At 37.0% G+C, this 9,363-nt stretch carries 11 protein-coding genes and 1 tRNA gene; 8 read left to right on the top strand and 4 right to left on the bottom strand.

Annotated elements, in window-relative coordinates; genetic code table 11:
• The first annotated feature begins 77 nt into the window (after positions 1–77).
• Positions 78–653, top strand: coding sequence for a hypothetical protein (locus AB1467_01570; GenBank protein MEW6294967.1), 576 nt, complete (start codon positions 78–80; stop codon positions 651–653).
• A 4-nt stretch (positions 654–657) separates the two neighbouring features.
• Here AB1467_01570 and AB1467_01575 read toward each other — a convergent pair whose 3' ends face one another.
• Positions 658–1,872 carry a pyridoxal phosphate-dependent aminotransferase gene (locus AB1467_01575; protein MEW6294968.1) on the bottom strand — a complete coding sequence of 405 codons (1,215 nt, stop codon included), beginning with the start codon at positions 1,870–1,872 and terminating at the stop codon, positions 658–660.
• Positions 1,869–2,510, bottom strand: coding sequence for an acetate--CoA ligase family protein (locus tag AB1467_01580; GenBank protein MEW6294969.1), 642 nt, complete (start codon positions 2,508–2,510; stop codon positions 1,869–1,871). Before AB1467_01580 ends, AB1467_01575 begins: the two co-directional genes overlap by 4 nt.
• A gap of 78 nt (positions 2,511–2,588) precedes the next feature.
• On the opposite strand from AB1467_01580, the gene AB1467_01585 reads away from it, so the two are divergent.
• From AB1467_01585 to AB1467_01595, 3 genes are read left to right on the top strand one after another with little or no spacing between them, the layout of a single operon-like run.
• A complete protein-coding gene (locus AB1467_01585) occupies positions 2,589–3,851 on the top strand; it encodes an MBL fold metallo-hydrolase (GenBank protein ID MEW6294970.1) in 1,263 nt (420 codons plus the stop codon).
• 2 nt (positions 3,852–3,853) lie between these two features.
• Positions 3,854–4,684, top strand: a complete 831-nt coding sequence (locus tag AB1467_01590; GenBank protein MEW6294971.1) for a hypothetical protein — start codon at positions 3,854–3,856, stop codon at positions 4,682–4,684.
• Positions 4,681–5,379 (top strand): NMD3-related protein, encoded by a 699-nt coding sequence (locus AB1467_01595; protein MEW6294972.1) that lies wholly within the window; start codon positions 4,681–4,683, stop codon positions 5,377–5,379. The genes AB1467_01590 and AB1467_01595 overlap by 4 nt, the downstream gene beginning before the upstream one ends.
• Before the next feature lie 26 nt (positions 5,380–5,405).
• On the opposite strand, the gene AB1467_01600 is transcribed toward AB1467_01595, so the two are convergent.
• Positions 5,406–6,110 (bottom strand): helix-turn-helix domain-containing protein, encoded by a 705-nt coding sequence (locus tag AB1467_01600; protein MEW6294973.1) that lies wholly within the window; start codon positions 6,108–6,110, stop codon positions 5,406–5,408.
• Between the two features lie 278 nt (positions 6,111–6,388).
• On the opposite strand from AB1467_01600, the gene AB1467_01605 reads away from it, so the two are divergent.
• Positions 6,389–6,781, top strand: coding sequence for a type II toxin-antitoxin system death-on-curing family toxin (locus AB1467_01605; protein ID MEW6294974.1), 393 nt, complete (start codon positions 6,389–6,391; stop codon positions 6,779–6,781).
• Between the two features lie 138 nt (positions 6,782–6,919).
• On the opposite strand, the gene AB1467_01610 is transcribed toward AB1467_01605, so the two are convergent.
• A tRNA-Arg gene (locus tag AB1467_01610) sits at positions 6,920–7,038 on the bottom strand.
• Between the two features lie 542 nt (positions 7,039–7,580).
• Between AB1467_01610 and tnpA the strand changes: the two genes are divergently transcribed.
• The 3 genes from tnpA to pip all read left to right on the top strand — a co-directional run bounded on the left by tnpA (position 7,581) and on the right by pip (position 9,299).
• Positions 7,581–8,057, top strand: coding sequence for an IS200/IS605 family transposase (tnpA, locus tag AB1467_01615; protein ID MEW6294975.1), 477 nt, complete (start codon positions 7,581–7,583; stop codon positions 8,055–8,057).
• Between the two features lie 88 nt (positions 8,058–8,145).
• Positions 8,146–8,310, top strand: coding sequence for a hypothetical protein (locus AB1467_01620; protein MEW6294976.1), 165 nt, complete (start codon positions 8,146–8,148; stop codon positions 8,308–8,310).
• A 47-nt stretch (positions 8,311–8,357) separates the two neighbouring features.
• Positions 8,358–9,299 (top strand): prolyl aminopeptidase, encoded by a 942-nt coding sequence (gene pip / locus AB1467_01625; protein ID MEW6294977.1) that lies wholly within the window; start codon positions 8,358–8,360, stop codon positions 9,297–9,299.
• Positions 9,300–9,363 lie beyond the last annotated feature (64 nt).

Consider the following 9,363-nt stretch of genomic DNA (forward strand, 5'->3'; position numbering starts at 1 on the left):
GGTTTAAGATAATTCTAGATACTGATGGAGATTTCTTTTTTAAAAACAGAAAAATAGTAACTGAAAATATTTTTATCTTGAGTTTTCCTTTAGATTTTCCAGATAGAAGTTATAGAAATAAAAAGAACTTTGAAAATATTTTGCGGGCCCTTAATTTCTATAAGCCTGTTAAAAAGAGACCTATAATTTGTATTGGAACAGTAGTGACAAGAGATAATTTTAATAAATTGCAGGAAATTGGCAGATTACTTGAAAATTATCCAATTGATGTGTGGAAACTGTACCAATTTACACCGACTGGAGGTAATGCGAAAAAGAACCGAGGAAAACTAGAAATTACAAAAACCCTTTTCAATCAGGCTACCAAGAACCTGAAGTGCCTTTTTTCTAATCATTTTAAAGTCATAATATCCCCAGCACGAGAGAGAAGCAAAGCATATTTTTTGATAAAACCGGACGGAGTTGTTTTCACACCAATAAAAGAAAATAATTCTTTTGGCGAAATCAAAATTGGCAACATATTTGATAAAGATATTGAAGAAAAATGGAGTAAGGCAAAGGTGTCAGGCAATTATTTGAAAAAGATTGAATGCTTTAATCAACAATTCTTTAAATCCAAGAATCAAAACTCAAAAAACACATTAAACTATTAAACACTCAATTCTTCCTCTTGGTTGCTTTTTCTATTCTGTCCATTGCTTCTTCTATTAGAGAGTATTTTGTGGCGTAGCTCATTCTGATGAATCCTTCTCCTTGGCAGCCGAATTCTGTTCCTGGGACAGTTAAGACAGAGGCTTTCTTAAGCAGGAATTCAGAGAACTGCTTTGAATTCATTTCCTTGAAATTGAAGCTGGGGAAGGCATAGAATGCGCCTTCAGGCCTGACTTTCACGTGCAGGCAGTGAATATCATTAATTCTTTTTAGTATTAGCTTTCTTCTCCTGTCGTACTCTCTTCTCATCTCAATTGCGTTCTTCAGGCTGCCTTGGAGTGCTGCCTCTGCTGCCTTCTGGCTTACTGTCGGAGCGCAAATGCTTGAATACAAGTGCAAGTGAACAATGTTTTTGGTGAACCATTCAGGCCCAATAAGGTATCCAATTCTGAAGCCTGCCATTGCATAAGTCTTAGAGAAAGAGAAGAGTGAAACAACATTGTCCTGCATTCCGTTCAATGAAGCAATTGAAATGTGCTTGGCTTTATTGTAAACCAGGAACTCGTATGCTTCATCGCTCAAAATCATTAATTCGTTCTCTACTGCAATGTCTGCTATTTCCTCTAATAATTTCTTTTTGTACACTGTTCCAATGGGGTTGCTTGGAGTGTTGAGTATTATGCCTCTTGTCTTTAATGTTATTTTCTGCTTTAATTCGTCAGGATTCAATTGAAAGCCGTCTTCTTCCCTCAAAAAATAGCTTAAGGCTTCTGCGTCCATCAAGTCTGCAATGTTAATGTAGTTCATGAAGCCTGGGTTCGGAATGAATAATTCTTCCCCCGGGTCTAAGACTTCCATTGCGCTCAAGAGCAGGCCTTCAGTCGAACCGCAGGTCACAACAACATTTTCAGGGCTGCAGTAAATTTTATTTTGCTTCCTTGCCTTCCTTGCAATTAATTCCCTTAATTCTTTTCTCCCAATTGGAGGAGAATAATGCGTGAAGCCATTGTCAAGGCATTTTTTGGTGAATTCAATTACGTGCTTCGGGGTGTCAAAGTCTGGCTCTCCAGGCCCCAGAGAAATTATTTTCTTGTCTTCTTCTGCCATCTGGATTATTTTTGCCATCCCTGAAGCAGGCAGGTAAACAGAGCGCTCAGAGCAGATCTTTTCAATTAGCTCGTGCTTGTACTTTGAAAGAACTATTTTTTTCTTTTTTTTCATCTTACAACCCTTGCGTCTACAGCTATTACTTCTTTCTCGTTTGCAATTACAGGGTTTAAGTCCAATTCCTTTAATTTCTCGCGCATCATTAAAGTGTTAACCTTCAAGAGCATTGCCTCTAATTTCTTGAAATTTATTGAATGCTCCCCTCTAATCCCCTTCAGCAAGGGAAAGCCCTTGATTTCTGAAATCATTACCCTTGCTTCCCTCCTGTCAATAGGGCATATCCTCAAAGAAAAGTCTTTCATTACCTCAACAAAAATGCCCCCTAAACCGAAAATAATTGTTGGCCCGAATTGTTCGTCAAGCTTTCCCCCAATTATGAGTTGTTTTCCTTCAAGGAATTTTTGAATATAGATTCCTTCAATTCTCGCGCGAGGAGCATGCTTGTGCGCGTTCTTCAGCATTAAATAAAAATTTTTTACTGCCTCGTGCTCTGACTTGATGTTTACTTGAACGCCCCCAATATCGCTTTTATGGGATATTGCCTCTGAAACAATCTTCATTGCAATTGGAAAGCCCAGCTTCCTGCACGCTGAAAGAAGCTCCTCTTCATTCTTCGCTAATTTCCCGAAAGCGAACTCTATCCTGTATTTTTTGAGCATTTTGGCTGAACTAAGCAAGTTCATATTTTCCATCCAGCTATAATTTAGAAACAACATTTATTAAATTTTTTCGTGCCCTAATCTCTAATTACACTATTCTAGGTTCTTTAAATGAAACTCAAGATATTGGGCGCAGGAAGAGAGGTTGGAAGAAGCTCCTTCCTCCTCGACTTCGGAGAAAAAATTCTTTTGGACAGGGGAGTGAAGTTCCATCAAAAAGAAATCCATTACCCTATGCCAGTGCACACAAACATTAAGGCAGCAATAATAAGCCACGCGCATATGGACCATTCTGGAGACCTGCCTGAATTCTTCATTAAATCCAGCGCCATAACCTTCATGACCCAGGCAACATTTGATTTAAGCGAAATACTCTGGAGGGACACAATAAAGATCTCAAAAATCGAGGGAGCACAATTAAGGTATTCCTCTGATGAAATAAAAAAAACTGAAAGGTTCACTTTCCCTATTCCTTACAGGAAAAAAATTAATGTCTCAGACCATTGCTCCATGGAATTCTTTGACGCAGGCCACATCCTTGGAAGCGCAATAACAAAATTATGGATTAAAAATAAAAGCCTTGTGTACACTGGAGACTTCAAGATAGATGAAACCCGCCTATTCAAGGGCGCTGACACAAGAATAGGGAAAACCAATTATTTGATAATTGAAAGCACTTATGGGAACAGGGAGCATCCAAGAAGGAGAAAAACAGAAAAGCAATTCATTGAAAGCGTGCAAGACACATTAGATAATGGAGGATTCGCTTTAGTGCCCGCCTTTGCTGTTGGAAGAAGCCAGGAAATAATTGACATTTTATACGAATACAAGATTGAGGCCCCAATATACTATGACGGAATGGGCCAGAAGGCTGCAATGGTTTCATTAAAGCACAAGGAATTATTGAAGGACCCAAAATTTTTAGCTAAAGCACTGAATTCAGCGAAATGGGTTAAGGGAGGCAACAGGAACAAAATCATAAAAAAGCCCTGCATTATAGTTACCAGCGCTGGAATGCTTGAAGGCGGGCCAATAATATGGTACTTGAAGCACTTGTACAATGACCCGAAAACAAAAATCTTCCTTACAGGATACCAGGTAGAGCACACAAACGGAAGAAGGCTTCTGGACAGAAAAGAAATAGTATTGGATGGAGAAAAGGTAAAGGTTGCCTGCCAAGTGGAAAAATATGATTTCTCTGCTCATGCATCGCAGGGAGAGCTCCTTGAATTAGTGAGGAAACTGGAACCTGAAGTGGTTGTGTGCGTTCACGGCGACCCTGAAGTAATGGACGTATTCCAGGAAGAATTGAGTGCCCTAGGATTCAAGAGCACTGCACCCAAAAACGGCGAAGAATTAACATTAAAGGAATGAGAATGCCAAGAGTAATTCAAACCTTAAAGCATGCTTTAATTGCACTCAAAAGCAATCCAGTCCTTTTTATCCCAAAAATATTTCTTGCGCTGTTATGGAGCTTTTTCCTCCTTGAAGTAATAAAACTATTCATTGAACTCCAGAAAATTAATTTGCAAATTCAAGCTTATGGGGCAGGCGAATTGAATGCCTTTATTGCAAAAACCTTTTTCCTCCTAGGAATTGCAATTGCATTGTTTGTTGTGGATACAATTGTAAATGCAACCTATCCTTTAATGCTCAAGGCATTCTACGAGAAAAAAAAGCCTTCTTTTTGGCATTCGCTTTCCCGCGTTCTAAAGAATTCCCCTTCAATTGTATTTCCAGTAATTGCTGCATTCCTGCTTTCAATTGCAGTAATAATGCCTTTTGTCCTGCTCTTCGTGCAGTCTTTTGCCTCAAACAATTCTTTGGGCCAAATAGTTTTTGCAGTCCTGCTTCTTGCAATGGTTTTCATTGTGTCAATTGCAACCTTTTTCATTTACCCTATTGCGGTCCTGGAAAAGAAAGGCTTTTCCTCCATTCTGCAAAGCGTCCGCTCTGCAAGAAAGAACCTTAAGCCTGTGTCAGTTGGAGTTCTGATAACCTATGCTTTGAGCGTAAGCACAGCTTTTCTTGGCGTGGCTGCTGGCTCTTCAAGTTTGGCTGGAAGCCTTTTAAGCATTTCAAGCATCATAATATTTTTCGGCCTAAGAATAGTTACTGTTGTGACCTCAACCTACAGCATTATACTGAACCCGGCAATATATTTTGAGTACGAGAAAAAAATGAAACTGAAAGGTGAATTGAATTGAAGGAATTCTGCCCCAAGTGCGGTTCAAAGCAAAAGCCTTTCATTAAAGGCTTCTGCATGAAATGCTTCCTTGAATCAAAAGAATTAATTGAATTGCCAAAAGAACTTGCTTTAGAGAAATGCCCTCACTGCAGTAAATTCAAGCTAAGGAATGCTTGGGTTGAAGAATTATGGCCTTCAATAGAAGAAACAGTCAAAAGCAAAGTGAAAGCGCTTGAAGGAAAAATTGTTTCAATAGAGGTTTCATTAAAGGAAGAAAGAGAAGAAAAAATTACTGCATTGGCGAAAATAAAAATGCTTGCAGAAGGAAACCCAGTGCAGTTATTGAAGGAAGTTCCAATAAAGTTATCCAAGGTTTTATGCGATCCCTGCATGAAGCTGTCCTCAGAATACCATGAATCAGTAATCCAAATAAGGTTTGAAAGAGAGAAAGAAGGAGAGTGGCTTTCAATCCTGGAGAAAATGCACGAGAAACTTGAGCCCTTAAGCAGAAAGGACTCACTTGCAAAAATAACCAAAATAGAAAAAGAAAGGAAAGGATATGATTTATGGATTGGCTCAAAGAGGGCAGGAAAGATTTTGGCTGAAGACTTGGCAAGAAAATTCAATTCAAAGGTAACCTACTCTTACACCACAATAGGGGTGAAGGACTCAGGCAAGCAGAAAAAGAGATACACGTTCTGCGTGAGAATATAGAATTAAAGCAATTCAATTAATTAGAATTATAATTCAAACTTCTTCAGTTTGTCCTCAATTTCCTTTACAGGCATTGAAGAAACAAGCAATGGAATCTTCTCTGATTCGGCGATCTTTATTGCTATAGGGTCAACGTTCTTTGAAATCCCGTGCAGTACAACAATTGAAGGCCTCATGTCGGTAGAGAACCTTCCAATCTTGACTGCAATCATTGGCGATCTTCCATTTTCTACCTGCTGGAAGATTAAAGCCCTTTCAGGGGTCTTCCCGTACAATAGCATGTATTCGTGCACTGGCACATCCAGTATTACCTTCAGTGAATCAATTATGGTATAACCGTAAATCTGGGTTTCCTTGAGCTTGTGAGGGTTTGCTACAACTTGGCCCCCAATCTTTTCCGCAAAGTCAATTCCTTTCACTGCTGCAGTGAATTCATGCACTCCAAACACTTCCTGTGAAGGAATAAAGTCTTTCTCTAACTGCTTTCTTATCTTGCCCCCTCTCTTTTCGTCCAATTCAATCAATGAGCTGACAAGCCTGTTTACTACACCAATTCCAGGGCTCTTCCTTCTCCCTCCCTCGTAATCAGAAATAGTTGAAGAAGAAACCTTGAGGTATTCAGCCAGTTCAGTTTGGCTTATGCCGAATATTTCCCTCCATTTCTTCATTGAGCCCCCAGGGTTCTTTGAAAGGGTAATCTCCCCTGCCATTGCAACATTCAATTTCTCCATTAAAAACAATTTCCCCTTAACAGAAAAAAATAATTAAGAAAAAAGCATTAAAAAACCTTACGTCAATCGCCCTTTTTTCAATTCGTTGATTCTCAAACAAATTTCAATTTTCCTTCTTTTCCTTTAACGGGCCCGGCGGGATATGCTAAATTGGTATAATGAACCCATTTTTTCCCTCTAAATTTTTAAGGTTTTTTTAATTCACTTTTTTATTGTTTTGGTTTTTTTTGAGATTTTTGTTGGTAGGTATTATTAATTTTTTTGTGCATATTTTTTGTATGATTGAGTATCCTTCTGTTGAAAAGATCATTGAGTTTAATTTGTTGTCTTTGAGTGTAATAAAAGTGAAAAAAGCAGATTCTTCAAGAGTTTTGAGCAGGCAGAAGATAGTGGCTGTTATTGATTCTTGTAAAAAAATTAAGGGGGATATTTTTGATAAGGCTGTTGTTCTGCTTAAGGGTCTGGTTCAGGCGCATGCTTTTGCAAGTGGTAACAGGAGAACTGCTTTTCTTGCAATGAAATATTTTTTGGTTATAAACAATCACAAGTTAGGAGTTGAGGATAAGGCCGAGAATGCCAGAGTCATTTTTGGGATCAGGGAAAAGTATTATTCTGATGAAGAAATTAAGGAGTGGGTTAAGCATGGCAAAATCAAGGAATTCAAAAGATAGTTTGCGTTATAAAATTGTTTCCGAGGAATTGGAAGCATTCAACAAGCTTGTTAAAGGTCATGAAAAAATCTTAGAGGCAATTGGCAAATTATAAGGTATTTCAGGGAGCACAATTTTAGTTTTCTTTCTTTCCTTTAACGGGCCCGGTGGGATTTGAACCCACGACCTACGCCTTGCTTCCGCCTCTTTTTCTTTTTAGAAAAAAGAAAAAGGGGCAGTAGGAGTGCGTTGCCCTATCCAGGCTAGGCTACGGGCCCTTTACTCCTTTAATAAAATCTTGAAAGAAAAAGAAGAAAAAAGGGAAGGGAAAAAGGGTTTCAGCAATCTTTTTATACAGGTTATGTTTCTATTTTTAGCAAAACAGTTTGAGAGAATAACAGGTAAAAGAATATGTAATGCTAATTTTTTTCTATAAAATTGACTTTTTTTGGCTCTATTTACTGTTCGTTTTAACTTTTTCAGGATAATCTTTTCGGAAAACAACTTTTTACACCCTCTTTAATTTTTACTTAATCTTTTTATGTAAGAAGATAAATATATTAAACCCAAAGGAATTCCAACGCCCTCATTCTTTAAGAGGTATTTCACTACGGGTTTAACCAACAATAATTTTATTTTCAAGTTTAAAACCTAAAAAAACCTTAATAAAAAAATATATCAACAAAATAATTTAAAGCTTGTGAATTCCACTGCTTTTAAGCAGTGGTGAAGTCTGATTCTTTTTTTCTTTTGTTTGTGGTTATTGTTCCTCTTGTCGGTGCACGTTGTTTTTCGCGCGCCGGCAGGAGGAAGTTTACATATGAACGATTTACCTACTTATAGTTCTAGCATAGGTAAGTTAAAGGTTCATGTTGGAATCAAGGCAAAGTACTGTCATAAGATTTTTTCTGATGAGAATGTGAGAAATCGTTGTGCTGACATTTTCAGTGAAGTTTTTAGGGAGAAGGATATTTGTGTTGATTCTTTGGGTTTTAATGATGACCATTGTCACATGGTTTTTGATTTGGGGTCGAGGTATGCTTTGTGGCAGGTGATGAAGGCTTTGAAGGGTAGGAGCAGTAGAGTGTTAATGCAGGAGTTTCCTTTTTTGAGAAAGAAATATTTTTGGGGTGGCCACCTCTGGAATCCCAGTTATTACCTTGACGGAGTTGGAAAAGACGAAAATAAAATGAATAATTATGTGAACAATCAAAAGTACGGAAAACCAAAACAAGAGAACAACAAGCAGACAAGGCTCACTCAGTTCATGCCACCGACTTCAGTCGGTGGTAATTGACATTTCAAACTCTTGTAAAAAAATTATTTGCTTAATAAACTTTAGGTTGAATTTCAATCAACTAAAAAGTTGATTATTAATTGACTCCATGACAAAAAGTTTTACTGCAATCAAAAAAATTGAGGACGTAAACCTTGACAGAATCTTCAGCGAATTGTTTGAAAAAAATACAGTGATTCCAGTAACAGTAAGTATGAATCCAATTCTATCAAAACAATTAAACGAGAGAATAATAGGATACTTTAAGAAATAACCTTAAATTCCATCCTCTTTTAAAGATTATGGAATTAAATTTTTTGAATGAAAGCAGGGAAACAAATGACTGCAAAGAATCTTCCATACAGAAAAGGATATGTTAAGGTTAGCGACGGGCATAGACTTTATTTTGAACTTTTAGGCAACCCTTGTGGTAGACCTGTTTTGTTTTTGCACGGCGGTCCTGGAGCAGGCTTTAGTAAAAAGGACAGAAAATTTTTTAACAAAAAAAAGTTAAAAGTTATATTCTTTGATCAGAGGGGAGCGGGAAAAAGCAAACCGTTCGCAAGCTTAAAAGGTAATACGACTTTCAAGTTGGTTGAGGATATAAAAAAGCTTCTCACCTATTTGAATATAGATAAAGTTTTTTTGTTTGGTGGTAGCTGGGGTTCAACCCTTGCTCTTCTTTTTGCTATAAAATACCCTGAAAAGGTTACAGGAATGCTTTTGAGGGGAATTTTTCTGGCATCATCTAAAGACATAAATTATATTTTTAATGGGCCAGTAAAAGATATCTTCCCAGAGGCAAGAGAAAGGTTTTTGGACTTGGTTCCAAAAAAATATAAAAAAAATTATGTAAAATATTATTTTAATCAAATGAAATCACCTGTCCATAAAATTAGAGAAAAATTTGCTTTTGAATGGACTTATTATGAGAATTCAATACTTCAATTAAAAACTACTAATACAAAGATTAAAAGAAAACTTCGTAGATGGAATTACAGGGCTTGTGCGCTCGTAGAAGCATATTATACATTGAACAACTTTTTCTTAAAAGAAAATTACATACTTAAAAATGTTAACAGAATTTCGCACATTAAAACCGTAATAATTCATGGAAGATATGACATGGTTTGCTCTCCTTTGAGTGCTTACCTGTTGCATAAAAAAATCAAAAACAGCAAACTTTACTTTGTAACTGCCGGACATTACAGTGGTGAAAAAGAAATAAAATCAAAGATAATTTCAGAAATGAAAAAAGTATAGTTGACTTATTTATAGGAGTTGATACTGTATTGTTAATTAAAACACAAAATTGACTTTATATTGC

The organism is Candidatus Diapherotrites archaeon (assembly GCA_040755695.1).
Taxonomy (GTDB): Archaea; Iainarchaeota; Iainarchaeia; order Iainarchaeales; family 1-14-0-10-31-34; genus JBFMAK01.